We start from the raw sequence: 23,791 nt of genomic DNA, 5'->3' as shown, positions 1-23,791 counted from the left end.
CGTCCTGTTCGGGTTCCTGTACGGGCTGACCGCCGCCTCCGCCGCCCAGGCGTCCCGAGGCTTTCTCATCTGCTCCGGCTGCCCGCCGCCCGCTGTCCGGGTTCGGCGCGGCCGTCCCTGTTCCGCGCAGTCCGCGCAGTTCCCGTATTCACGTAGTTCACGCAGCACGCGCCTTCACCCACGCTTCAGCGCTCTCCCCCTCCCCTCGCGCTTCCAACTCCCCGCCTAACAATCGCAGCTGCAGTCACAGCAGTCGCAGCTACAGCAGTTTCCACAGCAATCGCCACAGTCACAGCAGTCACAGCAGTCGCTGCAGTCATCGCACTTATGGCACCAGCCCTCGCGCGGCTCGCCGGTCCACGGGTCGTCGTACGGGTTCTTACAGCACACCTGACAGGTGCAGAAGAGCCCGGCCCACACCGCGCATCCGGCTATCAGCCCGCGCCGCCTGCGGTTCGGAGGCTCGGGCGGGGCGCCCCCGGGGCCGCCCGGGCCGGGCCCGTACGGGTTGTTGATCCAGGGCGACTGCGGCGGCGGCGCACCCTGCGCGGCGTACGGGGCGTGCGGGGCGTTCCCGGTGGATGGCCCGTGCGAACAGGACGTGGTGCCGAACGCCCGGTCCACCGCGCGCCGCAGCTCATGCGCCAGCAGCACATGGGCGAGCTTGCCGTTCTCGAACTCCGCCTCGCGCAGCGCGAGACGCACCCCGTGCACCGCGTCGTCGCACAGCCTGCGCACCTCGGCCAGGTCCGTACCGGTGGCCGTGATCGGGTTCCAGGCTCCGGCCGCGGTGTCCTCGGCCAGGTCCTCCACCGCGTCCAGCAGATGCGCGAGCCGGCCGAACAGCCGCCCCGCCTCCTCAAGCGGCGCCCGGTTGCCGGGCCGCTCGGCCAGTACGGCGGTGTGTCCGAAGGCCGCGGCGGTCGCGGTCTCGGTCGGCTCGGTGACGGCCAGCAGCGGGGTGCCGAGGCCCGCCGCCCGCTCTATCCCCTCCTGACGGCCGACCGCGTCCAGCAGCACGGCCGTATCGAAGCCGAGCTCCGCACCGCTGCGGGCGCCCGCCCGGTCCCATCCGGCGGCGACCCGGCGGGCGGCCACGGCGACCGGCCGGCGCGCCAACGCCCCGTCACCGTCGGCCACATGGTCGCGTATCTTCGCCGAGGCCAGCACCAGGGAGACGGTGGCCGCCAGCCGCGCACCCTCGCCCTGGGCGACCGGCGCGCTCCGCATTCCGCGCAGCGGACAGGGCCCGGCGGTGCGCCGCCATCCCTCCGTACGCCGCGACTGGGCCTCCACGAGCACCGAGACGACCAGTCCGTCGTAATTGGTGGCGACCCGCGCGAACTGGCCACGGGCTCCGCGCAACGCGAGGCACAACCCGCACAGATGCGCCATCCACTCGGTGCGCAGGTTTTCCGACAGCCTGTGCCGACAAGGGCGGATAATGCCAAACAACTTTCTCCCCGTTCACCCATACGTCCCCGGCGTCACCCGTCCGGCCCGGCGGAGTCTACCCATCGCCTCGTCAGGGCCTGCTAGCAGGAGGAACTCTGATTCGTCGCCATACGTTGTGCACCAGTACCGTCACGAATCCCCTGTGCGGCCGCAATCCACGTGGCACACCTTCTGCATCATGGACGACGATAGAGGGGGCAGGTGCAGTACAGAGAGCGGCAGTGAAAGGAGGCGTCCATGGGATCGGTGCGCAAGGCGAGTGCTTGGCTTGGCCTCGTCGACGACAGCGATGACGAGCGCTACTACGACGACGACTACGCCGAGGGACCCGAGCCCGGCGACGCCTGGGTGACCGACCCGCGGGTGCGGGTGGCCGACCAGGCCGCGCGGGACGAGGGCACCCGTATCGCCACGGTCACCCCCGAGAGCTTCCGGGACGCGCGCGGCATCGGCGAGATGTTCCGGGAGGGCGTGCCGGTCATCGTCAATCTGACGACCATGGAGCCCGCCGACGCCAAGCGCGTCGTCGACTTCGCGGCTGGGCTGATCTTCGGGCTGCGCGGCTCGATCGACCGCGTGGCCAACCGCGTCTTCCTGCTGACGCCGCCGGACTACGAAGTCCTCAGCGCCAACAGACACCACGCCACCGGCTTCTTCAACCAGAGCTAGGCAAGGCCGCTCACCGGAACGCATCCAGTCCGGTGAGCGCCTTGCCGAGCACCAGTTGGTGCATTTCGACGGTGCCCTCATAGGTGAGCACCGATTCCAGATTCGTCGCGTGCCGCATCACCGGGTACTCCAAGGAGATCCCGTTGGCGCCCAGGATCGTCCGGGCCGTACGGCAGATCTCGATCGCCTCCCGCACATTGTTGAGCTTGCCGAAGCTGACCTGCTCGGGGCGGAGCGTTCCGGCGTCCATACGCATTCCCAGGTGATGGGCCAGCAGCACGCCCTTGTGCAGCTCGACCGCCATATCGGCGAGCTTGGCCTGGGTGAGCTGGAAGCCGCCGATGGGCCGGCCGAACTGCTCGCGGGACCCCGCGTACTCCAGCGCCGCCTCGAAACACGCCCGGGCCGCGCCCATCGATCCCCAGACGATGCCGTAGCGGGCGTGGCTGAGACAGCTGAGCGGGCCGCGCAACCCGGTGACCTCCGGCAGCACGGCGTCGGCGGGCAGCCGCACCTCGTCCATCACCAGCTCGCTGGTCACCGAGGCGCGCAGCGACCACTTGTGCCGGATCTCGGGGGCCGAGAAGCCGGGGGTGTCCGTCGGCACGACGAATCCCCGGATCCCCTCGTCCGTACGGGCCCAGACCACGGCGACCCCGGCCACCGAGCCGTTGGTGATCCACATCTTGCGGCCGGTGAGCACCCAGTCGGAGCCGTCCCGCTTGGCGTAGGTGCGCATCCCGGCCGGGTCCGAGCCGTGGTCGGGCTCGGTCAGCCCGAAGCAGCCGATGGTCTCGCCCGCGGCCATCGGGGGCAGCCACCGCTCCTTCTGCTCCTCCGAGCCGAAGCGGTGGATGGCGTACATGGCGAGGGAGCCCTGTACGGACACCAGGGAGCGGATCCCGGAGTCGGCGGCCTCCAGCTCCAGGCAGGCCAGCCCGTACTGGACGGCGCTCGCGCCCGTACAGCCGTATCCCGTGAGCGACATGCCGAGCGCCCCGAGGGAGCCGAGCTCGCGGGCCAGCTCCCGGATGCCGGGCAGTTCGCCGCGCTCGTACCAGTCGGCGATATCCGGCAGGACGCGGGTGGCGGCCCACTGGCGGACGGTGGTGCGGACGGCGAGGTCGTCCGGGGCGAGCAGGTCGTCGATCCCGAGCGGGTCGGCGGGGTCGAACGGCGGCAGCTTGCGGGTGGCGCCCTCGGACATGGTTCGGCCTCCGGTTCCGGTGCGGTTCGGTTCGGCTGCGTTGGGCTGCGTTGAGCTGCGTCGGGGTGCGGTCTCGGTGCCGCCGGGGTGATCGTTCCGGTCGGATCCGACGCTACGGCCGGGTAATCCCCGGCGTCCAGACCGCGCCCGGCCGCCCGGCGGCGCGGATGCGGGGCCGGAGGGAACCGCCGTCAGCCGGAAGTCTCCGCGCCGACCGCCGCACGGTCGGCGCGGTCGGGGCCGACGCGGTCGGGGCGGTTCGGGCGGGGCACGCGCGCGGTGCCCGTGTCCTGCGCCGCGTCGCGGGCGGTGTCCGGGGCGGGGGCCGGCTCCAGGTCATGCCCGGCGCCGGCGTTCGTCGTATCCCCGGCATCGGTACCGCGTCCGGTATCCGCACCGCACCCGGTGTCCGTACCGCGTCCGGTGTCCGTACCGTCCTCGTCGGGCGCGCACTCCATCGACTTCGGCAGCCGCAGCGCCGCCAGCGCCCCCACCAGCAGCAGACCGGCGCTGACCGCCAGCGTGACATGCAGACCGTGGACGAAGGACTCACGCGCCACCGCGCGCAGCGACTCGCCCTCCTTGCCGCCGAGCCGGTCGGAGACCTTGTAGGCCGCGCCGAGCGACGAGCTCGCGGCCTCGCTCGCGGACTCCGGGACGCCCGCGGCGTGGGAGACGCCGGGCGCGTAGGTGGCGTTCATGACGCTGCCCAGGAGGGCGATACCGATCCCGGCGCCGAGTTGGTACGAGGTCTCGCCGATCGCGGCCGCGCCGCCCGCGGACTTGACCGACGCCTCGTTGAGCATCGACTCGTATGCGCCGAAGAGCGTGGTCTCCAGGCCGAAGCCGAGGAAGAGGAAGGCGCCGACCAGGACCGCGGGCCGGTCGGACTGGCCCATGACGACCAGCGAGAGGACGGCCGCCGCGGTGAGCGAGAAGCCGAAGGCGACCATGGTGCGGGGGCCGAGCCGCTGCAGCATCCGGGACCCGGCGAGCCCGGCGGCCATCGCGGCGAGGGTGAGCGGCAGCAGCCGCATGCCCGTCTCGAGCGGCGTGAGGCCGAGGACGAGCTGCAGATACTGGGCGGCTATGAGCTCCAGGCCGACGAGCGCCAGCAGGGCGAGCACGATGCAGCCGACGGAGATGGAGAACGCGGGCCGGGTGAACAGCCGCAGATCGACCAGCGGATGCTTGCGGCGGCGCTGCCGGCGTACGAAGAGCACCAGCAGGACCACGCCGAACAGGGCGGGCGCGGCGGTGAGGGGATCCAGCGGGGCCGCGCCGCTGCCCACCCGCTTGACGCCGAAGACCAGACAGAACAGCCCGCAGGCGGCCATGATCGCGCCCAGCACGTCCCAGGGGCCGTCGCGGTCGCCGGTGGACTCCGGCAGCAGCCAGCGGCCGACGGGCAGGGCGACCGCCATCAGCGGGATGTTGATGAGGAAGACCGAGCCCCACCAGAAGTGCTCCAGCAGGAAGCCACCGAGCAGCGGCCCGACGGCCGCGCCCACGGCGGCCACCGCGCTCCAGACGCCGATGGCCAGGGCGCGCTCGCGGCGGTCCGGGAAGACCTGGCGCAGGATCGACAGCGTCGCGGGCATGATCATCGCGCCGCCGACGCCCAGCAGGGCGCGGGCCACGATGAGGACCTTCGGATTGCCTGCCTCGGCGGCCAGGGCCGAGGCCACGCCGAAGAGGCCGTAGCCGAGCAGCAGCACCCGGCGGCGGCCGACCCGGTCGCCGAGCGTGCCGAACAGGATCAGCAGGGAGGCGCAGACCAGCGGGTACGCGTCGACTATCCACAGCAGCTCGATGGAGCCCGGCCGCAGGTCCTCGGTGACGGCGGGCACCGCGACATGCAGCACGGTCGCGTCGACGGCGACCAGCAGCAAGCTGACGCAGAGCACGAGGAGCACGATCCAGCGGTGGGCTCCGCCGTCCGCGCCGGTGCCGCGCCACTGCCGGGGGACGCCCGTCGTCCGTCGATTGCCGGCCGTGGTCGTCCCGGACATAAACCGCACCTCCCTGTCGTGCGCTCGCGACCCCTCGGGAGCGGGACGTCGCAGGCTGAGGACGTCCGGCGACCCGGCGGCGAGGGCGAGTGAATGGTCAGCGTACGCGAGTCGTCACGCGGGTCGTGTGGCCCATCCCATGTTGAGACCCACGTCGCAGGGGTGAACGAAGGCGTACGTTCCGGTGTCCCCCATTTGTCCCTCCCGTTTTTCCTCTGTGCCCCGTCCCCATCGTCTAGCCCTCCACACCTCGTCCCGCGCCGCACCGCCCCTTCGGCGCCGGTCGGCCGACCAGGTCGCATGGGCAGGGCGCATGGCTGGGCGCCTGGATAATCGGGTCCGTGACCGGACTCGCCCAAACCGACCCCCCGGCCGGAAAACACGACGACCGGACGGGCCGCGCGGTTCCCGCCACGCTGCGCCGGGCCGCTCCTGCGCTCCTGGCATATACGGGGACGCGGCTGCTGGGCGTCGTGGTTCTCGCGATCTGGTCGTCGGCGACGGGCAAGAGCTGGCACACGCTGCTCTCCGGGCGCTGGGACGCCGTCTGGTACTCGCGCATCGCCGAGGAGGGCTATGGCTACACGCTCCGGCTGCCCGACGGCTCGGTCCACTCCGATCTGGCCTTCTTCCCGCTGCTGCCCTGGCTGGAGCGGCTGATCTCGGCCCTCACCCCGCTGGACGCCGCCGCCGCGGGCCTGGCGGTGAGCTGGCTCGCATCGCTGTTCGCCGCATGGGGGATCTTCGCGATCGGTGACCGGCTGCGCGGGCGGCGCGTGGGCACGGCGCTGGTGGCGCTGTGGGCGGTGCTGCCCGTCAGCATCGTGCAGTCGATGGCGTACTCCGAATCGCTGTTCACCGCGCTGGCCGCCTGGGCGGTGTACGCGCTGCTCACCGGCCGGTGGGTATGGGCCGGGTCACTGGCGGCACTGGCCGGGCTGACCCGGCCGGTGGGGGCGGCGGTGATCGCTGCGGTGTGGATCACGGCGGCCGCGGCCCTGCTGCCCGCCGGGCGGCGGCTCGCAGGGCGCCCGGAGCACCGGCGGGTGCTGCTCGGTGTGGCCCTCGCACCGCTCGGCTGGCTGGGCTATGTGGTGTGGGTGGGGGTGCGGACCGGCAGCGTCACCGGCTATCTCGACGTACAGAGCGGCTGGCGGAACGGATTCGACGGCGGTGCGGCCTTCGCGCGCTTCACATGGGACCTGCTGGCGGGGCCGGGCTTCGCGGCCGGGCTGGCGATGCTGATCGGCGTGGCCCTGCTGATCTGGGTGTTCATCCGGTGCGTACGGCGGCGCGACCCGCTGCCGCTGCTGGTGTACGCCGGGGTGGTGCTGACCCTCGCGCTGACCGCGAAGGGCTACTTCGGCTCCAAGCCGCGGCTGCTGCTCCCCGCCTTCCCGATCCTGCTGCCGCTCGCGGCCGCCCTCGCACGCCTGCGTACGGCCAGGGCCGCGCTGATCCTGGGGTCGGTGGGGCTCGCCTCGGCGGCGTACGGGGCCTTCTGGCTGAACGGGACGGGGCCGCCGTGAGGGGGGTGGCGGGGCGGCCCGGCGGCCGGGCGACGGCTGGGGAAACTCCGAGGAACGCCCCGGCTAATCGCCGATAAACGACCCTGTAAGAATTCCATAAAGAAGTCGGGGAGCCGCTTCGGGAACGCGGCTCCCGGAAAAGCCGCGACCACCCGGGGATTTCCGCCCGAATGGCGAGTTCAAAAACCCCGGACGAGACACACTCCACATCACATCGTCATCACAAAGCGACGTGATCGACCGAAGCGGCCTGTCACGCAATGTAACGTCGATTGAGTGCGTACCGATGACAAGCTCCCTCAGGTGAAGGGGCGCCCGACCGATCTGGCGCGACCGCGCATGACCCGAACACGCCGCTGGCTGCTCGGGTCCACCCTCGCTGTGTACGCGGCGACGGTGATCGGGGTGCTCACCACCTCGTGGCTGGTGCGGCTCGACTGGCAGGTCATGCTGTTCCGGCCGTACAAACACTGGCCGGAGATCCACACCTTCCTGGACTACTTCGTGGTCATGGGCCAGCGCGGCCCCACCGCGGTGGCGGTGACCGCCTGGATCGGATGGTGCTGCTACCAGCAGCGCACCCTGCGCCCGCTGATCGTGCTGGGGACCTCCCTGCTGCTGCTCAACATCACCGTCGGGTCCGTCAAGCTCGGCCTCGGCAGGCTCGGTCCGCACTACGCGACCAGCGTCGGCTCCAATGAGATGTGGGGCAACGGCGATATATTTCCTTCGGGTCACACCGCGAACGCGGTGGTCACCTGGGGTGTGCTGGCCTATCTGGCGACCACTCCCCACGCCCGCAGGATCGCCTCGGTCATCGCCGCGGTCTTCGCCTTCGGCGTCGGCATGACCACCGTCTACCTCGGCACTCACTGGGTCAGCGATGTGGTGCTCGGCTGGGCCGCCGGGGTGCTGGTGCTGCTGGCGCTGCCGTGGCTGGAGCCGGCGATGGCGCGCGCCGAGGTGCTGCTGCGTGCCCTGTACCGCAAGGTGCGCGAGTACCGGGACCGGGCGTCGGCGCCGCGGCCGCTGTCGCGGCCGGTGGCCGGTTCGGCCCTGGCCACCCCGCGTACGGCGCACGACGACGAGCTGCCGGCCCGCGAGGCGGTGGGGGTCGGCGGCCGGCCGAGCGGTGTCGCGGCGCATATGTCCGAGGCCCGCCCGCACCACCCGCTGCGCCCGCATCCGATCCGCACCGAGCGGGCCGGCGCCCCGGGCGGCAGCCGCCGCCCGCCGCACGCCGACCGGGTGCCGCGCGCCACGGCGCCGCTGGGTCCGACCGCGGGCCGCGGGCGCGCGGCCAGCACCGGCGGCTGATCCGCCGCCGGTACGGCAGCCGGGCCCGCGGGGACGGTACGCACGCCTCTCCCCCAGCCCCGCCGCCCACCGGTCGCGCTGAGCCGAACGCACCACGGCCCCGGACGCTCCTGCCGAGCGTCCGGGGCCGTCGCCGTATCGGCCGCCTCGACCGGCTCGGCCGCCTCAGCGTGTGCGCCCTGCCGTCACCCCTTCCAGCAGCGCTTCACGGCGTCGTCGGCCACCTCGAAGTTGATCCTCCCCCGCAGATACTCCATGGTGATGATCGCGCCCGTCGGAAGTGTGCGCACGGTGCTCCAACCCCGCTCACGAGCGCGCTCCTGGGCGGTCCGGGCGTTGAGGCCCACATAGCTGTCGAGATCGTCGTCGGGTTCGGCGGAGGGCGTCGGTACAGGTGCCATAACGCCACCGTATGCGCCGCGACTCGGCGGTGGAACCCGACTCTCCCCGACCGCTGACACATACTCACCCGTACCGCGTCCCTCACTCGTCACACTTGTGTCACAGAAAACACGCCCGGGTTTGTTTCCTTCTCTGTCACTCGTCCGTGTTCCGTGTTGACGGCACAAAGGTGACGGCGAGTTTCCGCCGGTTTCCCCGGCAAATCTCTCGCATTGACGCCGCTCTGGTATTGGCGGAGACCGGCTCACAGCAACTTCCGAGTAAATTCCCGAAGCCCGGCGGAAATCGACCGCTCACGCCCACGGAATACACAATTCCGCCACAAACTGACCGAGTAGGGAACCGCGGGTTTCCCCGGCCGATCGGCGGTACCCGGGCGCCCTACCCGGCTGCGGCATGCCGTACTCGGCTGCGGCACCCGGGTGCCGCCGACCGAGTGACGCAAGGGGTGGACCCTCGCGCCCGCCCGCCCGCCGTGCGCATCATGGCCACAGCCCAAATCCCGCCGAAATCACCTAAAGGGAGCGCCGATGGGGACGGAGACCGCACAGGCGGCGGCTGCCGGACCGGCGCGGGTGCCGGGCGTGGGCCAGATCCTGGTGGACTGGCTGACCACCACGGACCACAAGAAGATCGGGCATCTGTATCTGATCACCGCGTTCGGCTTCTTTCTGGTGGCGGGGGCGCTGGCGATGGTGATGCGCGCCGAGTTGGCCAGGCCAGGGCTGCAGCTGATGTCGAACGAGGCGTACAACCAGGCGTTCACCATGCATGGCACGATCATGCTGCTGCTGTTCGCGACGCCGGCCTTCGCGGGGTTCGCCAACGAGATCATGCCGCTTCAGATCGGCGCGCCTGATGTGGCCTTTCCGCGTCTGAACATGCTCTCGTACTGGTTCTTTCTGTTCGGCGGAATCATCGTGCTGTGCGGTCTGGCGCTGCCCGGGGGCGGTCCGGATTACGGCTGGACCGCATATGCCCCGCTCAACAGCGCGGTCCGCTCCCCCGGCGTGGGCGCCGATATGTGGATCATGGGGCTTGCGCTGGCGGGGTTCGGCACGATCCTCGGCGCGGTGAACTTCCTGACGACCATCGTCACGATGCGCGCCCCGGGCATGACGATGTTCCGGATGCCGATCTTCACCTGGAACACCCTCTTCACCTCGATCATGATCCTGATGGCGTTCCCGGTGCTGGCGGCGGCGCTGCTCTGCCTGGAGGCGGACCGGCGGTTCGGGGCGGTGGTCTTCGACGCCCGATTCGGTGGCGCGCTGCTGTGGCAGCATCTGTTCTGGTTCTTCGGCCACCCCGAGGTGTACATCATCGCGCTGCCGTTCTTCGGCATCATCACCGAGATCATTCCGGTCTTCTCCCGTAAGCCGGTGTTCGGTTATGTGACGCTGATCGGCGCGACGATCGCCATCACCGCGCTGTCGATGATGGTGTGGGCGCACCATATGTTCGCGACCGCCGCGGTGCTGCTGCCGTTCTTCTCACTGCTGTCCTTCTTGATCGCGGTGCCGACCGGGGTGAAGTTCTTCAACTGGATCGGCACGATGCTGGGCGGCTCGTTGTCCTTCGAATCACCGATGCTGTGGGCGGTCGGCTTTCTCGTCAGCTTTCTGTTCGGGGGGCTGACCGGGGTGATCCTGGCGTCGCCGCCGATGGACTTCCACGTCACCGACTCCTACTTCGTGGTGGGCCACTTCCACTACGTCGTCTTCGGGACGGTGACCTTCGCGACGTTCGCGGGGTTCTACTTCTGGTGGCCGAAGTTCACCGGCAAACTGCTCGACGAACGGCTCGCCCGGATCCACTTCTGGACGCTGTTCGTCGGCTTCCACACCACCTTCCTGGTGCACCACTGGCTGGGTGCCGAGGGCATGCCGCGCCGCTACGCCGACTATCTGGTGGCCGACGGCTTCACCGCCCTCAACACCGTCTCCTCCATCGGCTCCTTCCTGCTGGGCATGTCGACGCTGCCGTTCCTCTACAACGTCTGGAAGACCAGCAAGCACGGCGCCAAGGTGACGGTCGACGACCCCTGGGGCTTCGGCCGCTCCCTGGAGTGGGCGACCTCCTGCCCGCCGCCCCGGCACAACTTCCTCGCGCTGCCGCGTATCCGCTCCGAGTCCCCCGCCTTCGATCTGCACCACCCGAGGTTCGCCCCGGCCGCGGAGGCGGAGCGGGGGCCGGGGCCGCGGGGCCCGCTCGGCCCGGGGCGCGGCCCGTTCAGTCCAGGGCCCGGGTCAGCCGGTCCCTGAGCTCCTGGATGTGATCGTTCAGCTCGGGCGGCTCCCGCACCTCGAAGTCCAGCCCCAGCAGGGCGATATGGATCACCATGACGTCCAGGCTCCCGGCGCCGGTGTGCAGCAGACAGCTGTGCTCGTCGACCGGCTCCAGCACCCCGGCGGCCGGCGACACCCGCTCGGCCGCGCGCTCGGCGGACACCCGCAGCAGCACGGTGGCCTTCTCGGCGTACACGGTGGTGGACACGCCCTCGCGGACATACGCGGCCAGGTCCTCGGCGGGCGGCCGGCGCGGGGCGAAGCGCGGGCCGTGCGGGGGCGTCGGGGTGATGCGGTCGGCCCGGAACGTACGCCAGTCGCCCCGGTCCAGATCCCAGGCGACGAGGTACCAGTGACGCTGCGCGGCCACCAGCCGGTGCGGCTCGGCAGTACGGCGGCTGACGGCGCCGCCGTGGGCGCGGTACTCGAAGCGCAGCTGACGGCAGTCCCGGCAGGCGTTCGCCAGCTCGGTCAGCACCGCCGGATCGACCGTGGGGCCCTGGAAACCGCCCAGCATGGGCACGGTGAAGGCGCTCAGCGCGCTCACCCGGCGGCGCAGCCGGTCCGGCAGCACCTGTTCCAGCTTGGCGAGGGCGCGTACCGAGGTCTCCTCGATGCCCTCCACCCCGCCGCCCGCCGCCTGGCGCAGCCCGACCGCGACGGCCACCGCCTCCTCGTCGTCGAGCAGCAGTGGCGGCAGCTGGGCGCCCGGGCCGAGCTGATAGCCGCCGGCCGTCCCGGGGCTGGAGTGCACGGGATAGCCGAGTTCGCGCAGCCGGTCGATATCGCGGCGCACGGTGCGCGTGGTCACCCCGAGGCGGTCGGCGAGCTCGCCGCCGGACCACTCGCGGTGGGCCTGCAGCAGGGAGAGCAGGCGGAGCAGGCGTGCGGAGGTCTCCAACATGGCGCCGAGTGTGCCAGCCGCCGAGGACAGGGGGCACCTCCCAGCGGTAGCCGGGGGACGTTGTCCTCGGCGGCTGGGACAGCGGCGTCAGCCGCTGCCGTCACCGCTCACCAGCGGTACCAGTGCGTCCGGTGTCCGCCGGTCGCCCCGGTGCGGTGGAACAGGAAGCCGAGCAGCCAGACCACCAGGACCGCGAGGGCGATCCACCACAGCGCCTTGACGAGGAATCCGACTCCGAACAGGACCACCGCGAGAAGCAGGACCAGAAGGACAGGCATCATCGTTCACACCTCCGCGGTGCGAGTTCCCCTGGTGCACACCCCTTATGTGCACCTTATGCCCAGATTAATACCGGCCTGTCATTAAGGATCCCCGCGCTCGCTAGGCGCCTTCGACGCGCACCGCCAGATCGTTGTTGACGGTGTAGTACGGGCCGGCCTTCGCGGCGCCGTGCGGAGCGGCGATGGCCTGTGCCGGGTAGGTGAAGATCTCCTTCTTGTCCGGGACGTCGTCCAGGATCCGCGCCAGCCGCGCCGGGGCCGCGTCCGGGTCGGCCGGGCGCAGCCACAGGTCCCACGCCTCCTCACCGCCCTTCCAGCCGTCCGCCAACTCCGCGAGCGGCAGCGTGCAGGAGAAGTCCGCGCCGTCCGCGCCGTTGCCGGCGTTCGCACCGTTCACCTCGAGTTGCCCCGTCCACACCCGCGAAGGCTCGGACCGGAAGCGGGCCTCGGCGACCGCGCCGGCCAGCCACTCGGCCGGGTGCGCCACCCGGTACAGCCGGCCGCGCACCACCAGCCCGCCGCCCTCGACCCGTAGCTCCCCCGCCTCCGCGTGCGGGGTGCGGCGCCAGCTGCGCAGCGAGAGGTTGCCGTGCTTGGTCGGGTACGGGATACGGACGGCCAGCGGCGAGGTGCTGGGGCCCGGCTTGCGGTCGACGAGCGAGCGCAGATCGTTCAGGCCCGGCGCGAGCCGCTGCGTTTCGGCCTCGCCGAGGACCATATGGACGTCCCAGCGCCCCTCCGGCAGCGGCACCGTGCTCGGCAGCGCGGCCTGCAGCCTGCCGCCCTCGGTGGGCACCAGCGGCAGCCGCACCTCCCCCTCGGGGCCGGGGTCCGCGCCCCGGCGCACCAGCACCAGCGCGGCGTCCGGGCCGGCGTCCAGCCCGGGACGGGCCCAATCCGCGACCTGGAAGGTGAGCCCGCCGGCGGAGTCCGCCACGCAGTCGGCGCGCGGCGGAGCGAACTCGGCGGCCGTGCTTGCGTCGCTCATGCGGTACGCGCCCTTCCGAACATCGAGTAGCCCACGTCCTTCGTCGCGAACACACCGCTGAGGAGGGTGCCGCGGGCGCGGTGCAGGGCGCCGCGTACGGTGCTGCGCCCCACGAGGTCGGCGAAAAGCGACTCGTAGCGCCCGGCCACCTGGGACGGGTCGAAGCGGGCGGAGCGCTTCAGCGCCTCCCGGCCCATCCGCTGCCGCAGTTCGTCGTCGTTGATGAGGCCCAGGAGGGCCGTGGCGATGGCGTCGACGTCTCCAGTGGGGACCAGACGGCCGTCCACGCCGTCATCGATGATCTCCGCGGGCCCGTGCGGGCAGTCGGTGGAGACCACGGGAAGACCGCAGCGCATCGCCTCGACGATGGTCATCCCGAAGGACTCCATGCTGGAGGTCACGGCGGCGATCGAGCCCTTGGCCCACTCCGGGTCCAGGGGGTTGGCCGGGCCCATCAGATAGATGTGGTTGTACAGGCCGAGCCGGTCTATCAGGGTCCGCAGCTTGGCCCGCTGGTCGCCGCCGCCGTAGATCCGCAGCCGCCAGTCGGGGCGTTCCGCGCTGACCTTCTCGAACGCCCGTATCAGCAGGTCGTACCGTTTCACCGGGGCGAGCCTGCCGGCCGCCACGACCCACTTGCCAGTGCCGTCGGCGGGCTCGAGGTCCGGTTCGGGCACGCTGTTGGGCACCGCCTCCAGCCGTACGCCCGGCAGCCGCATCTGACCCCGGTACGTCTCGGCGTCCGCCTGAGTGACGGTGGTGACCGCGTCCAGCCGCGGGTACACACCGCGCAGCGTCCGCTTCAGCGCCTTGGAGTGGGTGCCCAGGGTCAGATGCTCCTGGCCGACGCGCGCGGGCCCGCGGCGGGCCTCGCGGGCTATGTGCACATTCAGACCGGGGCGGGTGCCGACGACGACATCGCAGTCCAGCCGCCTCAGGTGCTCGGCTATCCGCCGGTCGGTGAGCCGGCTGTACTGCTTGTACCGGCCCTCGCTCCTCGGGAAGACCCGCGCGGGGCGGGCGTGCTCGGGGTCGTCACCCTCGTAGGCCGGGCTCTTCTTGCGGATGTCCACAAGGTGGCTGAGCCGCACGTTCGGGCCGGGGTCGAAGACCGGCACGTCACGGTGGCGGAACACCGACACGATCTCCACGTCGTGCTGTTCGCCCAGCGTTCGGGCGAGGTTGTACGTGGTTCGGATCGTCCCGCCGATCCCGTACGCGTTGTGAATCAGGAATGAGATATGCATCCGTCCCGGTATCCAACCGTTTCCCACCGTTTCCCCGCGGACAGCCTCACACGTCCGCCTATCAATGGGTCAGACCCGGGAAACGGTTGCTGGGTTGGTCTCCATAACCGTCTTGTTCTTGAACATATGTCAAATTGGTAGCGAACGTGCGGAACTTTTACCGGTCTTAGCTCATCAGAGCCTCAAGTGCAGTGACCCAGCCGCGGATGGCCCGTTGACTACATGGAGCCGGGAAACCACCCGGTGCCACGGACCGATACCGAGGAGCCACCCGTGCCGCGCATGCTCGACGTCAGCGATGACGTACGCGCCGAGATCGGCGACGAAGAAGCCGACAGGCTGCTGGCCGGCGAGAACGCCCCGGGCAGCTACGACTGCACCTCCTGCCGCACGCCCGGGAACACCGACCAGGAGCGCACCAGCACCGTGCTCTTCGTGGGCCAGGAGACCGCGGTGCTCGCCTTCGCGCATGCCACCTGTGTCCCCTCCCAGGTCGTCCCGGTCTCCGAGGATCAGCTGCGCGGCGCCGTACGGTCCATCACCGCCGAGGAAGCCGTGCCGCCCGCCCCCGAACCGCCGCCCGCCGCCGACACCCAGGCGGTGCTCGGCGTCACCAGCGGGGTGGTCCTGGTGGGCGGCGAGGCCCGGCCCGCGCTCGTCGTCGAGCCGACCGAGCCGATCACCCGGCCCGGTATCGGCGGCGCGGGCGACGACTTCCTGCCCCTCCTGACCGAGCAGGGCTTTCTGCCGGTGTACGACCTCGGCCGGCCGCCGACGCCCATCCCCGGCTGGTCCGTACTGCTGGCCGCGGGTCAGCTGCACGCCGTACTGATGCCGGCCCCGGGCGGCGGCGCGCCCGTGGCGTGGTGGCAGGCCCACCACCCGATGCCGGTCAGCGACGGCTGGCGATCCGCCGTCGGCCGCTCCCAGCAGGTGCTGCTCTACGCCGCCTCGGCCGGCACGATCGGCACCCAGCCGCGCGAGGACCAGCTGCGCACCGCCCTGGACCGGGCCGCCGCACGCGGCGCCCTGGTCGGCGCCGCCATGCCGCTCGCGGGCACCTGATCCCCATGACCGCGCCCGCACCCCGCCGCGCCGACCTCGTACACGCGGCCCATTCACCGCCGATCCCGCATCCGACGGGCGGCCGGGTCGTTGGCACATACGTGCACGCATACGACCCTCCCTCCCGAGCCTCTTCTCCCCCACCCTCCCGAGCCTCTTCTCCCCCACCCTCCCGAGCCCCGTATGACCCGCTTCCCCGGGCTTCGTATCCCCCGCCCGCCCGGGCCCCGTATCCCCCGCCCGCCCGGGCCCTGCAGCACGCCCACATTCCGGCCATGCGCCCGGCGCAGGACATGCTGAGCGATCATCGGTGGCCGTCCGCCACGCCGATCTACGACGCGCTGTACGCGGAGTACCGGAGGCTGTTCCGGGCCCTGCCCGGCGACCGCTCGGACGAGGAGAACCTGGAGTTCACGGCGTTCAGCGCCATCGGGCAGCCCGGCCAGCCCCGCGGGCTGACCAGCGGCGGCCACGGCCACACGGGCGGCTACCCGGGCCATACGGGCGGCCACGGTCCCACGAGCGGGCACGGCCATACGGGAGGCCACGGCCATACAGGGCACACCGGGCACACGGGATACACGGGGCACACGGGCGGCCACGCGGGGGGTCACACCGGGGTCTGGGAGCCCATCGGGCGCCACCACCGCACCTATCTGCCCGCACTGCCGCCCGGACAGCGCGACGGGCGGGGCCACGGGTACTGACCCCGCGCCCCGCCCGTGACTGCTTCCGGACGCTTCCGGACCGTTCCGGCTCGCGGAAGCTACTTCTTGCGGCCGCGCTTCTCGCGCACCCGCACCGAGATCTGCAGCGGAGTCCCCTCGAAGCCGAACTCCTCGCGCAGCCGCCGCTCGACGAACCGTCGGTAGCCCGCCTCCAGGAAGCCCGAGGCGAACAGCACAAAGCGCGGCGGCTTGGTCCCGGCCTGCGTCCCGAAGAGGATGCGGGGCTGCTTGCCGCCGCGGACCGGGTGCGGGTGGGAGGCGACGATCTCACCGAGGAAGGCGTTCAGCCGCCCGGTCGGCACCCGGGTCTCCCACCCGGCCAGCGCGGTCTCGATCGCCGGAACCAGCTTCTCCATATGGCGGCCGGTGCGCGCCGAGACATTGACCCGCGGCGCCCACTGGATCTGCCCCAGCTCGGTCTCGATCTCGCGCTCGAGGTAGTAGCGGCGCTCCTCGTCGAGCGTGTCCCACTTGTTGTACGCCACGACGATCGCGCGCCCGGCCTCGACCGCCATCGAGATGATCCGCTGGTCCTGGACGCTGATCGACTCGCTGGAATCGATCAGGACGACCGCCAGCTCGGCCTTCTCCACGGCGGCGGCGGTGCGCAGCGAGGCGTAGTAGTCCGCGCCCTCCTGGAGGTGCACCCGGCGGCGGATACCGGCCGTGTCCACGAACTTCCAGGTCACCCCGCCGAGTTCGATCAGCTCGTCGACCGGGTCGCGGGTGGTGCCCGCCATCTCGTTGACGACCACCCGCTCCTCGCCCGCCACCTTGTTGAGCAGGGACGACTTACCGACGTTCGGGCGGCCGATGAGCGCGATACGGCGCGGACCGCCGATGGTGGCGCCGAAGGTCTGGGCCGGGGCCTCGGGCAGCGCCTCCAGCACGGCGTCCAGCATGTCGCCGGTGCCGCGGCCGTGCAGCGCGGAGACCGGGTACGGCTCGCCGAGGCCGAGCGACCACAGCATCGCCGCGTCCGCCTCGGCGCTGGGGCCGTCGACCTTGTTGGCGCACAGTACGACGGGCTTCCCGGCCCGGCGCAACAGCTTGACCACGGCCTCGTCGGTGTCGGTGGCGCCGACCGTGGCGTCCACCACGAAGACCACCGCGTCGGCGGCCTCGATGGCGAACTCGGCCTGGGCGGCCACGGACGCGTCGATGCCGAGCACGTCCTGCTCCCAGCCGCCGGTGTCGACCACCTTGAAGCGACGGCCGGACCATTCGGCCTCGTAGGTCACCCGGTCGCGGGTGACGCCCGGGCGGTCCTCCACGACCGCCTCGCGGCGGCCGATGATGCGGTTCACCAGGGTCGACTTGCCGACATTGGGGCGGCCGACGACGGCGAGGACGGGCAGCGGGCCATGCCCTGCCGCGGCCAGGTCGCCCTCGACCTCCTCCAGGTCGAAGCCTTCCTGCGCGGCGAGCTCCATGAACTCCGCGTACTCGGCGTCGCCAAGCTCACCGTGCTGCTGGTCGCCGGTGTGGATCTGGTCGTTCATGAAGTCATTCCTCGTCGTCCTTCGCTGCTGTCCGCAGCTGCCGCGGGCCCGTACGGCCCGCTGGTGTGTCACGTCAATGGGCGGCCGCTATGGATGGTCGGCTCGGCCGGTGAGCCGTCTGGCGTCCGCCAGATGCGCTCCCAGCCGCTTCTGGACGCGCACGGTCGCCTCGTCCAGGGCCGAGCGGGTCCGCCGGCCGCTGCCGTCCCCCGCCTCGAAGGGGTCACCGAAGACCACGTCGATCCTGCTGCGCAGCGGCGGCAGCCCCGGCACCACCCGGCCACGCCGCAACGCGGTGCCCAGCACCGCCACCGGCACGATCGGGGCGCCCGACCGTACGGCGAAGTAGGCGAGCCCGGCGCGCAGCGAGGCGAAGTCGCCGTCGCCGCGGGTGCCCTCCGGGAAGATCCCCAGCACGCCGCCGCGCTCCAGCACGCCAAGAGCGTCCGTGATCGCCGTCCGGTCGGCGTTCGCCCGGTCCACCTTCAGCTGACCGATCCCGCGCAGGAATGGGTCCAGCGGGCCGACGAACGCCTCCTTCTTGACCAGGAAGTGCACCGGCCGCGGCGAGGTGCCGATCAGCATCGGGCCGTCGAGGTTGTGGGAGTGGTTTCCCGCGAGGATGACCGGACCGCTGGCCGGAATCCGCCAGGCGCCCAGCACCCGCGGCTTCCACAGCCCGTACATCAGACCGATGCCGATCCGGCGGCCGACCGCGGCGCCGCTCGCGCTGGGCAGCGCGGCGGCGGCCTTGTCGGCCTTGCCGGTCGTGCTGGGGGTTCGGGTCACGCGGAACGCTTCTCCTCGACGAGGGTCACCACGCACTCGATGACCTGCTCAAGGGTGAGGCTGGTGGTGTCGACCTCGATCGCGTCGTCCGCCTTGGCGAGCGGCGAGGTCTTACGGCCCGAGTCGGCGGCGTCCCGCTTGGCCAGCGCGGCCTGGGTGGCGGCCAGGTCCACGGCCTCCTTGCCCTTGAGCTCCCCGCTGCGGCGGGCGGCCCGCGCCTCGGCGGAGGCGGTCAGGAAGATCTTGACGTCGGCGTCGGGCAGCACGGTGGTGCCGATGTCCCGGCCCTCCACGACGATGCCGCGCGGCGCCTCGGCGGCGATGGACCGCTGCAGCTCGGTGATCTGCGTCCGCACCTCGGGGACCGCGCTGACCGCGCTGACCCTGGAGGTGACCTCCTGGGTGCGGATCGGGCCGGCGACGTCCACGCCGTCCACGGTGATGGTGGGGCCCGCCGGGTCGGTGCCGGAGACGATGACGGGCTTGGCGGCGGCGTCGGCCACGGCGGTGGCGTCGTCGACGTCGATGCCGTTGTTCACCATCCACCACGTGATCGCCCGGTACTGGGCGCCGGTGTCGAGGTAGCCGAGGCCGAGCTTGGCCGCGACCGCCTTGGAGGTGCTGGACTTGCCCGTGCCTGCGGGGCCGTCGATCGCGACAATCACTGCTGCCGGGGCGGTCCGGGCGGCGGTTTCCACGGTGACAGACACCTTTCTTGCGTTTCTTGCGCACGGGCGGTTTCGCAGCCCCACTCAAGGGCCTCGCACAAGGTTACTGCCGGATCGACCAACCTTTTTCCCGCAGTGCGGCCGTGAGGCCCGGCGCGGCGAGGGGTTCGACGAAGAGCTGGATCAGGCCGGCCTGCTGGCCGGTCGCGTGCTCGATCCGTACGTCTTCGATGTTGACCCCGGCGCGGCCCGCGTCGGCGAAGATACGGGCCAGCTCGCCGGGCTGGTCGCCGATGAGCACCGACACCGTCTCGTACGCGGCCGGGGCCGCGCCGTGCTTGCCCGGCACCCGCTCGCGCCCCGCGTTGCCGCGCCGCAGTACGTCCTCGATGCCCTGCGTGCCGTCGCGGCGCTTGGCGTCGTCGGCCGACTGGAGTGCGCGCAGCGCCCGGACGGTCTCGTCGAGGTCGGTGGCGACCGCGGCGAGTATGTCGGCCACCGGGCCCGGGTTGGCGGAGAGGATGTCGACCCACAGCGCGGGGTCGGAGGCGGCGATCCGGGTCACATCGCGGATGCCCTGCCCGCACAGCCGTACCGCCGTCTCGTCCGCGTCCTCCAGCCGCGCCGCGACCATGCTGGAGAGCAGCTGGGGGGTGTGCGAGACCAGCGCGACGGCCCGGTCGTGGGCGTCCGCGTCCATCACCACGGGCACGGCCCGGCACAGCGCGACCAGTTCGAGCGCGAGGTTGAGCACTTCGGTGTCGGTGGCACTGGTCGGCGTGAGCACCCACGGGCGGCCCTCGAAGAGGTCGGCCGTCCCGGCCAGCGGCCCGGAGCGTTCGGCGCCCGCCATGGGGTGGGTGCCGAGGTACCGGGTCAGCGGGCAGCCGAGCGCTTCCAGCTCGCGGCGCGGCCCGCCCTTGACGCTGGCGACGTCCAGGAAGCCGCGCGCGATGCCGCGGCGCATCGCGTCGGCGATGGTCCGGGCCACATGCGCGGGCGGTACGGCGACGACCGCCAGGTCGACCGGGCCCTCCGGCTCGTCCACCGTGCCGCCGCCGAGGGCCGCCGCGGTACGGGCCCGGTCCGGGTCGTGGTCGCTGAGATACACCCGGACCCCGCGGCCCGCCAGGGCGAGCGCCACGGAGGTGCCGATCAGGCCGGTGCCGATGACGAGGGCGGTTCTCACTGGGCGATGTCCTTACGGAGGGCGGCGGCGCCGCCGAGGTAGACATGGGCGAGATCGGACTTGGCCAGGTCGGTCTCGATATGCGCGAGGATGCGGACCACGCGCGGCATGGCCCCGGCGATATCGAGCTCCTGTGCGCAGATCAGCGGCACGTCGGTGATCCCGAGCTTGCGGGCGGCGACGGCCGGGAAGTCGCTGTGCAGATCGGGGGTGGCCGTGAACCACACGCTGATCAGGTCGTCCGGCGTCAGGCCGTTGCGCTCCAGGATGGCGGTGAGCAGCGCGGAAACCTGCTCGTGCATGTGCCCCGGCTCGTCCCGCTCCAGCTGGACGGCCCCGCGGACCGCTCGTACCGCCACGTCTGGGCTCCCTTCCGTACCCGGCGTCCCCCGGTCAGCCTAGCGAGGCGGACCGGGCGCGACGACGCCGCGCCCATCCTGCGGACACCCACCGTCACGGGTGCGGGACGGGATGGGACGGGGCGGGGGAACCGAAGGGAATGCGGTGGTTAGAGGTCGACCTCGCGCATCAGCATGCCCACCTCGGTGTTGGTCAGCCGCCGCAGCCAGCCGGACTTCTGGTCGCCCAGCGCGATCGGGCCGAAGGCCGTACGCACCAGCTTGTCGACCGGGAAGCCGGCCTCGGCGAGCATGCGCCGCACGATGTGCTTGCGCCCCTCGTGCAGGCTCACCTCGACCAGATAGTTCTTGCCGGTGTTCTGCACGACCCTGAAGTGGTCGGCGCGGGCGTAGCCGTCCTCGAGCTGGATGCCGTCCTTGAGCCGCTTGCCGAGGTCGCGCGGGAGGGGGCCCTGGATCGCGGCGAGATAGGTCTTGGTGACGCCGTAACGGGGGTGGGTGAGGCGGTGGGCCAGCTCGCCGTGGTTGGTGAGCAGGATGATGCCCTCGGTCTCGGTGTCGAGGCGGCCGACGTGGAAGAGCCTGGTCTCGCGGTTGGTGACATAGTCGCCCAGGCACTGGCGGCCGTCCGGGTCCTCCATGGTGGAGACGACGCCCGCGGGCTTGTTCAGCGCGAAGAAGAGGTACGACTGGGTGGCGACGGTCAGCCCGTCGACCTTGATCTCGTCCTTCTCCGGGTCGACGCGGAGCCCCTGCTCCGTGACGATCTTGCCGTTGACCTCGACCCGGGCCTGGTCGATGAGCTCTTCACAGGCACGGCGCGAGCCCATGCCGGCGCGGGCGAGGACCTTCTGCAGCCGCTCGCCCTCCTGCTCGGCTCCGGGGAACGTCTTGGGCAGCTTGACCCGCGGCTTGTCGTGCCGGGCGCGATTGCGTTCCTCTATCTGCGCCTCGTACTCGCGCGGGCGGGCCGGGGCGGCGGGCTTGCGGCCGCGGCCACCACCCCTGGGGCCGCCGCCCTGGGCGCCACCGGCCCCGGCACCGGACTTCGGGCCTCCGCTGCCCCGGCCGCCGCCCTTCGGGCCGCCGCTCTTCGCGCCGCCGGGCTGGCCACCGCCCACGTCGTAGCGGCGCTCCTCAGGACGGGGCCGGCCCGCGCGCTTCTGCTTGTCGTCGCGCCCGTTGCCCGCGCCCCGGTAGTTCTGGCTACCGCCGGTGCCCCTGCTGTTCCTGCCGCTGCTTCGCATCAAGATTCCGTCTGAGAGTGGCCGCTGTCGTGGCCCTGGTGGTCATGGCCCTGGTTGTCGTGGGCTCGGTCGTCGTCCTGCGGGTCCGGTGCGTCCGGGTCGAAGGACGGCAGCCCCTCCTGGGACTCGCCCTCGACCGCATCCGCCTCCGGGAGGAACGGGGCGAGCTCGGGAAGCTCGTCCAGGCCGCGCAGGCCCATCCGCTCCAGGAAGTAGTTCGTCGTCCTGTACAGGATCGCACCTGTTTCAGGTTCTGTTCCCGCCTCCTCCACCAGACCGCGCTGCAGGAGGGTCCGCATCACACCGTCGCAGTTCACGCCGCGTACGGCCGAAACGCGGGAACGGCTGACCGGCTGACGGTACGCGACCACGGCGAGGGTTTCCAAAGCGGCCTGGGTGAGCCGGGCCTGCTGACCGTCCAGGACGAAGCGCTCGACAGCCGCGGAGTAGGCGGGGCTGGTGTAGAAGCGCCAGCCGCCCGCGACCAGCCTCAGCTCGAAGCCGCGGCCCTGCGCGGTGTACTCGTCGGCCAGCTCGCGCAGCGCGCCCCGGACCGCCCGGCGCGGCCGGTCCAGGATCTTGGCCAGGTGTTCCTCGGTGGCAGGTTCGTCGACGACCATGAGCACGGCCTCAAGGGCCGGCTTGAGGTCGAGCTCGGCAAGGTCCGAGGCTTCGGCCGGGGCCTCGGCGGTGCGGGATGGCTGCTGCTCGCTCACGTCTCTGCCTCCTTTTCGGGCCGCGACTGCGGTTCCTGGTCGAACTCGTCGGTCACCAGCGGCTGCCGGCCCTCCGCGCCCGTCCAGCGCACCATGAGCGAGCCGAGCGCCTCTTCCTGGTCCAGCTGCACCGCGCGCTCCCGGTAGAGCTCCAGCAGCGCCAGGAACCGCGCGACGACGGTCAGCACATCGGGCGCGTCCTCGGTGAGCGTCTGAAAGCTCGCCTCCCCCAGCTCCCGCAGCCGCGCCACCACGACCTCGGCCTGCTCCCGGACGCTGACCAGCGGGGCGTGGATGTGGTCGACGTACACCTGCGGCTTGGGCTTGGGCTGCATCGCCTTCACGGCCAGCTTCGCGAAGCCCTCCGCGCCGATGCTGATGACGACTTCGGGAAGGAGGTCCGCGTGGTGCGGCTCCAGGCCCACGGTGCGGGGGTAGCGGCGGGACTCCGCGATCAGCCGGTCGTTGAGGATGTCTGCGATCTGTTTGAACGCGCGGTACTGCAAAAGACGCGCGAAGAGCAGGTCCCGCGCCTCCAGCAGGGCCAGGTCGGCCTCGTCCTCGACCTCGGCCGCGGGCAGCAGCCGGGCGGCCTTGAGATCGAGCAGGGTCGCGGCGACGACCAGGAACTCGGTGGTCTGGTCGAGGTCCCAGTCCGGCCCCATGGCCCGGATATACGCCATGAACTCGTCGGTGACCTTGGAGAGGGCGACCTCGGTGACATCGAGCTTGTGCTTGGAGATCAGCTGGAGCAGCAGATCAAAGGGCCCCTCGAAGTTCGCCAGCCGGACGGTGAACTTCCCTTGCCCATCCCCACGCGCATCCCCGTCGCCGGGGCCCTCCCCCGCGTCCGCGGCAGGGGGCTGCTCGGGCTTCGGGTGAGCCGGGGGCTCGGCGTCCCGCACCGCGTCGTCGGGTGCGGCCTCCGGCGGGGGCTCCGCGACGGGCTCGGCGTCCGTGAGCGCCGCGCCGTTGTCGGTGTCCGTGGGCGCCGCGACGGGCTCGGGAGGCTGCGGCGGCTCAGCGGGCTGCGGCGGCTCGACAGGCTGCGGCGCCTCGGCTGGTGGGGCCTCAGGGGCCGGGGCCTGGTTACCGGGTGCGGTGCCCGTCGCGCGCGGCCCCGTGCCGGGGCCCCGGCCGAGGCTGCGGCGGGGTGAGCGAGGGGGCTGGGCGGGGGTGGGGTTCGTGGGCATCGCGGTCCAGGGGGCGGGGGTCGGGGCAGCTCGGCC

22 protein-coding genes are annotated in these 23,791 nt (G+C 71.8%); 6 read left to right on the top strand and 16 right to left on the bottom strand.

Annotation, left to right across the window (positions count from 1 at the left end):
- Positions 1-225 precede the first annotated feature (225 nt).
- Entirely contained in the window at positions 226-1,455 is a 1,230-nt protein-coding gene (locus tag ACH4U7_RS37480; protein ID WP_398532234.1) for a DUF5685 family protein, read from the bottom strand.
- Between the two features lie 237 nt (positions 1,456-1,692).
- Here ACH4U7_RS37480 and ACH4U7_RS37475 point away from each other — a divergent pair, with 237 nt between their 5' ends.
- Positions 1,693-2,124 carry a cell division protein SepF gene (locus ACH4U7_RS37475; protein WP_319697288.1) on the top strand — a complete coding sequence of 144 codons (432 nt, stop codon included), beginning with the start codon at positions 1,693-1,695 and terminating at the stop codon, positions 2,122-2,124.
- Between the two features lie 10 nt (positions 2,125-2,134).
- On the opposite strand, the gene ACH4U7_RS37470 is transcribed toward ACH4U7_RS37475, so the two are convergent.
- On the bottom strand, positions 2,135-3,331 hold the full coding sequence (locus tag ACH4U7_RS37470) for an acyl-CoA dehydrogenase family protein (protein WP_398532233.1): 1,197 nt from the start codon (positions 3,329-3,331) through the stop codon (positions 2,135-2,137).
- Between the two features lie 191 nt (positions 3,332-3,522).
- Entirely contained in the window at positions 3,523-5,343 is a 1,821-nt protein-coding gene (locus ACH4U7_RS37465) for an MFS transporter (RefSeq protein ID WP_398532232.1), read from the bottom strand.
- 341 nt (positions 5,344-5,684) lie between these two features.
- Between ACH4U7_RS37465 and ACH4U7_RS37460 the strand changes: the two genes are divergently transcribed.
- Together ACH4U7_RS37460 and ACH4U7_RS37455 are read left to right on the top strand one after the other, a co-directional pair.
- On the top strand, positions 5,685-6,872 hold the full coding sequence (locus tag ACH4U7_RS37460) for a mannosyltransferase family protein (RefSeq protein WP_398532231.1): 1,188 nt from the start codon (positions 5,685-5,687) through the stop codon (positions 6,870-6,872).
- 276 nt (positions 6,873-7,148) lie between these two features.
- Entirely contained in the window at positions 7,149-8,189 is a 1,041-nt protein-coding gene (locus ACH4U7_RS37455) for a phosphatase PAP2 family protein (RefSeq protein ID WP_398532230.1), read from the top strand.
- 185 nt (positions 8,190-8,374) lie between these two features.
- On the opposite strand, the gene ACH4U7_RS37450 is transcribed toward ACH4U7_RS37455, so the two are convergent.
- Positions 8,375-8,590: a proteinase inhibitor I78 gene (locus ACH4U7_RS37450; RefSeq protein ID WP_398532229.1), complete on the bottom strand. Its 216-nt coding sequence runs from the start codon at positions 8,588-8,590 to the stop codon at positions 8,375-8,377.
- A 531-nt stretch (positions 8,591-9,121) separates the two neighbouring features.
- Between ACH4U7_RS37450 and ctaD the strand changes: the two genes are divergently transcribed.
- The gene (ctaD, locus tag ACH4U7_RS37445; protein ID WP_398532228.1) at positions 9,122-10,855 is read left to right on the top strand and encodes a cytochrome c oxidase subunit I; all 1,734 of its coding nucleotides are present in this window, start codon (positions 9,122-9,124) and stop codon (positions 10,853-10,855) included.
- On the opposite strand, the gene ACH4U7_RS37440 is transcribed toward ctaD, so the two are convergent.
- The 4 genes from ACH4U7_RS37440 to ACH4U7_RS37425 all read right to left on the bottom strand — a co-directional run bounded on the left by ACH4U7_RS37440 (position 10,824) and on the right by ACH4U7_RS37425 (position 14,299).
- Positions 10,824-11,783 (bottom strand): helix-turn-helix transcriptional regulator, encoded by a 960-nt coding sequence (locus ACH4U7_RS37440; protein ID WP_398532227.1) that lies wholly within the window; start codon positions 11,781-11,783, stop codon positions 10,824-10,826. The two genes, ctaD and ACH4U7_RS37440, sit on opposite strands and share 32 nt — an antisense overlap.
- A gap of 107 nt (positions 11,784-11,890) precedes the next feature.
- On the bottom strand, positions 11,891-12,064 hold the full coding sequence (locus ACH4U7_RS37435; RefSeq protein ID WP_398532226.1) for a hydrophobic protein: 174 nt from the start codon (positions 12,062-12,064) through the stop codon (positions 11,891-11,893).
- A gap of 100 nt (positions 12,065-12,164) precedes the next feature.
- Positions 12,165-13,052 (bottom strand): hypothetical protein, encoded by an 888-nt coding sequence (locus tag ACH4U7_RS37430; RefSeq protein WP_398532225.1) that lies wholly within the window; start codon positions 13,050-13,052, stop codon positions 12,165-12,167.
- Positions 13,049-14,299 (bottom strand): glycosyltransferase family 4 protein, encoded by a 1,251-nt coding sequence (locus ACH4U7_RS37425; RefSeq protein WP_398532224.1) that lies wholly within the window; start codon positions 14,297-14,299, stop codon positions 13,049-13,051. The genes ACH4U7_RS37430 and ACH4U7_RS37425 overlap by 4 nt, the downstream gene beginning before the upstream one ends.
- Positions 14,300-14,572: 273 nt before the next feature.
- Here ACH4U7_RS37425 and ACH4U7_RS37420 point away from each other — a divergent pair, with 273 nt between their 5' ends.
- Both ACH4U7_RS37420 and ACH4U7_RS37415 read left to right on the top strand, forming a co-directional pair.
- The gene (locus ACH4U7_RS37420; protein WP_398532223.1) at positions 14,573-15,364 is read left to right on the top strand and encodes a hypothetical protein; all 792 of its coding nucleotides are present in this window, start codon (positions 14,573-14,575) and stop codon (positions 15,362-15,364) included.
- 275 nt (positions 15,365-15,639) lie between these two features.
- Positions 15,640-16,071 (top strand): hypothetical protein, encoded by a 432-nt coding sequence (locus ACH4U7_RS37415; RefSeq protein ID WP_398532222.1) that lies wholly within the window; start codon positions 15,640-15,642, stop codon positions 16,069-16,071.
- Positions 16,072-16,130: 59 nt separating this feature from the next.
- On the opposite strand, the gene der is transcribed toward ACH4U7_RS37415, so the two are convergent.
- From der to ACH4U7_RS37375, 8 genes are all read right to left on the bottom strand, one after another.
- Entirely contained in the window at positions 16,131-17,594 is a 1,464-nt protein-coding gene (gene der, locus ACH4U7_RS37410) for a ribosome biogenesis GTPase Der (protein WP_398532221.1), read from the bottom strand.
- Between the two features lie 87 nt (positions 17,595-17,681).
- A complete protein-coding gene (locus tag ACH4U7_RS37405) occupies positions 17,682-18,281 on the bottom strand; it encodes a lysophospholipid acyltransferase family protein (RefSeq protein ID WP_398532419.1) in 600 nt (199 codons plus the stop codon).
- A gap of 98 nt (positions 18,282-18,379) precedes the next feature.
- A complete protein-coding gene (gene cmk / locus ACH4U7_RS37400) occupies positions 18,380-19,093 on the bottom strand; it encodes a (d)CMP kinase (protein WP_398532220.1) in 714 nt (237 codons plus the stop codon).
- A 61-nt stretch (positions 19,094-19,154) separates the two neighbouring features.
- Positions 19,155-20,240 carry a prephenate dehydrogenase gene (locus ACH4U7_RS37395; protein ID WP_398532219.1) on the bottom strand — a complete coding sequence of 362 codons (1,086 nt, stop codon included), beginning with the start codon at positions 20,238-20,240 and terminating at the stop codon, positions 19,155-19,157.
- Positions 20,237-20,599, bottom strand: coding sequence for a chorismate mutase (gene aroH / locus ACH4U7_RS37390; protein WP_398532218.1), 363 nt, complete (start codon positions 20,597-20,599; stop codon positions 20,237-20,239). Before aroH ends, ACH4U7_RS37395 begins: the two co-directional genes overlap by 4 nt.
- 149 nt (positions 20,600-20,748) lie before the next feature.
- Entirely contained in the window at positions 20,749-21,846 is a 1,098-nt protein-coding gene (locus ACH4U7_RS37385; protein WP_398532217.1) for a pseudouridine synthase, read from the bottom strand.
- Positions 21,846-22,562 (bottom strand): SMC-Scp complex subunit ScpB, encoded by a 717-nt coding sequence (gene scpB / locus ACH4U7_RS37380; protein WP_398532216.1) that lies wholly within the window; start codon positions 22,560-22,562, stop codon positions 21,846-21,848. Before scpB ends, ACH4U7_RS37385 begins: the two co-directional genes overlap by 1 nt.
- A complete protein-coding gene (locus ACH4U7_RS37375; RefSeq protein WP_398532215.1) occupies positions 22,559-23,755 on the bottom strand; it encodes a segregation/condensation protein A in 1,197 nt (398 codons plus the stop codon). Before ACH4U7_RS37375 ends, scpB begins: the two co-directional genes overlap by 4 nt.
- Between the last annotated feature and the right edge of the window lie 36 nt (positions 23,756-23,791).

It is taken from the genome of Streptomyces sp. NPDC020845 (genome assembly GCF_044334165.1).
Classification (GTDB): Bacteria; Actinomycetota; Actinomycetes; order Streptomycetales; family Streptomycetaceae; genus Streptomyces.
Note: the sequence above shows the minus strand (reverse complement) of the source record. Positions and strands in the feature narration are given on the sequence as shown.

What these genes read in the sequence shown, in the direction of transcription:
- ACH4U7_RS37475 (WP_319697288.1), top strand. Translation starts at nt 1,693, where the DNA reads ATGGGATCGGTGCGCAAGGCGAGTGCTTGGCTTGGCCTCGTCGACGAC.
- ACH4U7_RS37470 (WP_398532233.1), bottom strand. Translation starts at nt 3,331, where the DNA reads ATGTCCGAGGGCGCCACCCGCAAGCTGCCGCCGTTCGACCCCGCCGAC.
- ACH4U7_RS37465 (WP_398532232.1), bottom strand. Translation starts at nt 5,343, where the DNA reads ATGTCCGGGACGACCACGGCCGGCAATCGACGGACGACGGGCGTCCCC.
- ACH4U7_RS37450 (WP_398532229.1), bottom strand. Translation starts at nt 8,590, where the DNA reads ATGGCACCTGTACCGACGCCCTCCGCCGAACCCGACGACGATCTCGAC.
- ctaD (WP_398532228.1), top strand. Translation starts at nt 9,122, where the DNA reads ATGGGGACGGAGACCGCACAGGCGGCGGCTGCCGGACCGGCGCGGGTG.
- ACH4U7_RS37440 (WP_398532227.1), bottom strand. Translation starts at nt 11,783, where the DNA reads ATGTTGGAGACCTCCGCACGCCTGCTCCGCCTGCTCTCCCTGCTGCAG.
- ACH4U7_RS37435 (WP_398532226.1), bottom strand. Translation starts at nt 12,064, where the DNA reads ATGATGCCTGTCCTTCTGGTCCTGCTTCTCGCGGTGGTCCTGTTCGGA.
- ACH4U7_RS37430 (WP_398532225.1), bottom strand. Translation starts at nt 13,052, where the DNA reads ATGAGCGACGCAAGCACGGCCGCCGAGTTCGCTCCGCCGCGCGCCGAC.
- ACH4U7_RS37425 (WP_398532224.1), bottom strand. Translation starts at nt 14,299, where the DNA reads ATGCATATCTCATTCCTGATTCACAACGCGTACGGGATCGGCGGGACG.
- ACH4U7_RS37415 (WP_398532222.1), top strand. Translation starts at nt 15,640, where the DNA reads ATGCGCCCGGCGCAGGACATGCTGAGCGATCATCGGTGGCCGTCCGCC.
- der (WP_398532221.1), bottom strand. Translation starts at nt 17,594, where the DNA reads ATGAACGACCAGATCCACACCGGCGACCAGCAGCACGGTGAGCTTGGC.
- ACH4U7_RS37405 (WP_398532419.1), bottom strand. Translation starts at nt 18,281, where the DNA reads ATGTACGGGCTGTGGAAGCCGCGGGTGCTGGGCGCCTGGCGGATTCCG.
- ACH4U7_RS37385 (WP_398532217.1), bottom strand. Translation starts at nt 21,846, where the DNA reads ATGCGAAGCAGCGGCAGGAACAGCAGGGGCACCGGCGGTAGCCAGAAC.
- ACH4U7_RS37375 (WP_398532215.1), bottom strand. Translation starts at nt 23,755, where the DNA reads ATGCCCACGAACCCCACCCCCGCCCAGCCCCCTCGCTCACCCCGCCGC.